Genomic DNA, 3145 nt, shown 5'->3' with positions numbered 1-3145 from the left:
GGGATCATCAGCACACCGAACCAACCGACATACAGACGGTTGTTGGTGGAGGTGACCCACTCACAGAAGGCCTGCCAGCTGGAAGCGCCGGAGCGCTGCTGGAGGGTGGTGGTCATGAGAACGGAAAGAAATGTCCCCGAGAGGACGGTTTAAGGAAGGGCAGGAACCCTGCCTGAGCCGATTGTAAAGCAACATTGCGGGAGATGAACCGCGCTTTACGAAGCAAGTCTGAAGAAGGCTGAAGCGCTGGTTGTCAAAACGCTTGTTAGCGTCTATCAACGCTGCCGCAGCTCCGTTGTCTACCGATCTCGAACGGGTCCTGCTGGTGCGTCTGCCTTGCAACCCGATCTTCCCAATCGGTCCGATCTACCTGGCGGATCATCTCCATAAGTGCTTTCCGGAGGTGCCCCAGCGGATTCTTGATCTGGCCGCTCTGCCGGTGCTGGATGTCCAGCGCGTGCTCGTCGACACGGTGGACCAGTTCCGCCCAACGCTGCTTGTGTTCTCCTGGAGGGATATTCAGATTTATGCCCCGGTTGATGGGCGGGGTGGCAATCCACTTCAGAACTCCTTCGAAGTGTTTTATGCCAAAAACCCCCTGAAGCGGTTGCATGGTGCCTTAGGGGGACTGCGTCTGATGACCAGTCACTACGGGGAATTGCGGCGGAATCAGCGTTTGGTTCGCCAAGGCCTCAAGCATGCGCGCCGCCACCACCCCGATGCTCGGGCCGTGCTTGGTGGTGGGGCTGTCAGTGTGTTTTACGAGCAGCTCGGCCGTTCACTGCCCAAGGGCACGGTGGTCTCGATCGGCGAAGGCGAGCCGCTGTTGGAAAAACTGTTGCAGGGTCAGCCGCTGGACGGTGAACGTTGTTTCTTGGCCGGCGATCAGCCTCGGATCGGGTTGATTCATGAACAGCCGGAGAGTCGACCCAAAACCGCCTGCGACTACGACTACATCGCCTCGATCTGGCCCCAGTTGGACTGGTATCTCGAAGGTGGTGACTTCTACGTTGGCGTCCAAACCAAGCGTGGCTGCCCCCATAACTGCTGTTACTGCGTTTACACCGTTGTGGAGGGCAAACAGGTTCGTCTGAATCCGGTGGACGAGGTGGTGAAAGAAATGCGCCAGCTCTACGACCGCGGCGTACGCGGCTTTTGGTTCACCGATGCTCAGTTCATTCCTGCCCGTCGCTACATCGAGGATGCCAAGGAGTTGCTGCGTGCCATCAAAGCCGAAGGGCTGACGGGCATTCGTTGGGCCGCTTACATCCGCGCCGACAATCTGGATCCGGAGCTGGCTCAGCTCATGGTGGAAACCGGCATGAGTTACTTCGAAATTGGCATTACCTCCGGCTCCCAAGAGCTCGTTCGCAAGATGCGCATGGGATACAACCTGCGCACCGTTCTAGAGAGCTGCCGGATGCTTGCGGATGCAGGATTTCGAGATCATGTTTCGGTCAATTATTCGTTCAATGTGATCGACGAGCGCCCGGAAACGATTCGTCAGACCGTGGCTTACCACCGTGAATTGGAGGCGATTTTTGGGCCTGATCGTGTGGAGCCTGCAATTTTCTTCATCGGCCTGCAGCCCCATACCCACCTTGAGCAATACGGTTTCGACCAGGGCCTGATTAAGCCTGGATATAACCCGATGAGCATGATGCCTTGGACGGCCAGAAAACTGCTCTGGAATCCTGAGCCGATGGGCAGCACGTTTGGTCAGGTTTGCCTGGAAGCCTTTGACAGCAACCCAGGCGACTTTGGGCGAACGGTGATGTCCATTCTTGAGCAACGCTATGGCCTGTCGCCCTTGTCGGAGGCATTGCGAGCTCCAGTTCAAGGTCAGAAAGCGATGGCCACAGCTGTGCGCTAGCGCATCAGTTCAAGCAGGTCGTGATGCATTTGTCGATCAGCCTGAATGGTCCGTTCGATGGCATCTCTTTCGGCGCTGCTGAGCTCGGTGAACTGGGAGAAGGTGGTGGGCTTGTAGCGGTGCTGATAATTCTGCTTGGTTTTGGGCACGGAGACGGCTTGGCGTGCATTTAAGGATTGAAATTGATTCAGAATTGATTCCACAGCATCCTCAAAATCCTGCTGGATTGATTCGGTTCTGATGATTGATGTTCGCTTTCGATTGAGATGCTGTTGCGTCTGCTTGGTGACATACCAGCTGACCCCCATGGCGATATGTCCGTAGGCAAGGTGGTGAAAGCGCGCGTAGGTTGTGGCGTCGCTCTCATTGTTGTTGAGCCCCTGGGCGAGCAACTTGGCCGTTGGATAGCGTCGATGGAGTTCTTCGGCTTGAGGGTGGCACGGGTACTGCCTTGATAAATGGAACGTATGTGTGTCCCAGTTGAAGGCCGAAATCCAGCGTTGTAGTGGGTCGCGGGTGCAGATCAGCCAATGGATCTGTTGGTCTGATTGCAGTTGGCTGATGAGTTGCTCAATGCGTTGATTGGCATCAAATGTGTGAAATTCGTAGAGATCAATTTCTTCGCAGTGGAAGTTCAGTCGGATGGCTTCGAGAAGAGATTCTCCGGCGCATTTGCCGACATGAATGAGGACGATGGTCGGTTTGTGTTGGCTGCTGCTGAGAAGTTGATTGACGTTCGGGTTGAAGGATGCCCGCTCCAGTTGACGAAAGGTATGCGTGCGGCGGAGCAGCGTCCTGTCTTGATCGTTCAGAGCCGTTGGGGTTGTGCCTTCAAAGCCCAGCAGTGACTGAAGCCTGTTCTGTTCGATGGGATGGAGCAGGCCGGTTTGATCGGCGAGTTGGCGAGCTTTGTTTAAGTCGCCAAGGACGATGTGGTCAGCGAACAGCTCACGGATGTCGTCTTGCTGGGCCGTGGCGCCTTCTGCCACCAGTTGTTTGGAGATCTTTCGAGCCCGGCGGCGGAATCCGCCCGATCGCAACAGTTTTCGGCACTGGAGCTGACTATCGCGACCAAGGGATTGATGGAGAAGGCTGTTGAGAATGTCTCTTGCCTTGGTGTGTTCACCCCGTGCCAGCAGCAGCTCCGCAGCCCGAAGGTGTCCGATCGCTTGATTGGGGTGATGCGACATCAGCTGTTCGCTGAAGCTGAGGCTCTCCTCGGGGCGGTCACGGTCGCGGGCGGCGTCAGCCCCCAGGCTCAGCAGATTCAGA

At 56.4% G+C, this 3145-nt stretch carries 2 protein-coding genes and 1 pseudogene; 1 reads left to right on the top strand and 2 read right to left on the bottom strand.

Going from position 1 to position 3145, the window contains the following annotated elements; genetic code table 11:
- Positions 1-116, bottom strand: a pseudogene (locus ACGVKB_RS06735) (photosystem II q(b) protein); the annotation flags it as partial.
- A gap of 179 nt (positions 117-295) precedes the next feature.
- Between ACGVKB_RS06735 and ACGVKB_RS06730 the strand changes: the two are divergent.
- Positions 296-1873 carry a photosystem II high light acclimation radical SAM protein gene (locus tag ACGVKB_RS06730; RefSeq protein ID WP_392350498.1) on the top strand — a complete coding sequence of 526 codons (1578 nt, stop codon included), beginning with the start codon at positions 296-298 and terminating at the stop codon, positions 1871-1873.
- Here the strand turns inward: ACGVKB_RS06730 and ACGVKB_RS06725 are convergent.
- Positions 1870-3145 (bottom strand): sulfotransferase family 2 domain-containing protein (locus ACGVKB_RS06725; protein ID WP_392350497.1); only part of this gene is annotated, 1276 nt, incomplete at its 5' end. The two genes, ACGVKB_RS06730 and ACGVKB_RS06725, sit on opposite strands and share 4 nt — an antisense overlap.

It is taken from the genome of Parasynechococcus sp. (assembly GCF_042954325.1).
In the GTDB taxonomy this organism is placed as follows: Bacteria; Cyanobacteriota; Cyanobacteriia; order PCC-6307; family Cyanobiaceae; genus Parasynechococcus.
The sequence above is the reverse complement of the archived record's forward strand: the minus strand, read 5'-3'. Positions and strand labels throughout refer to the sequence as shown.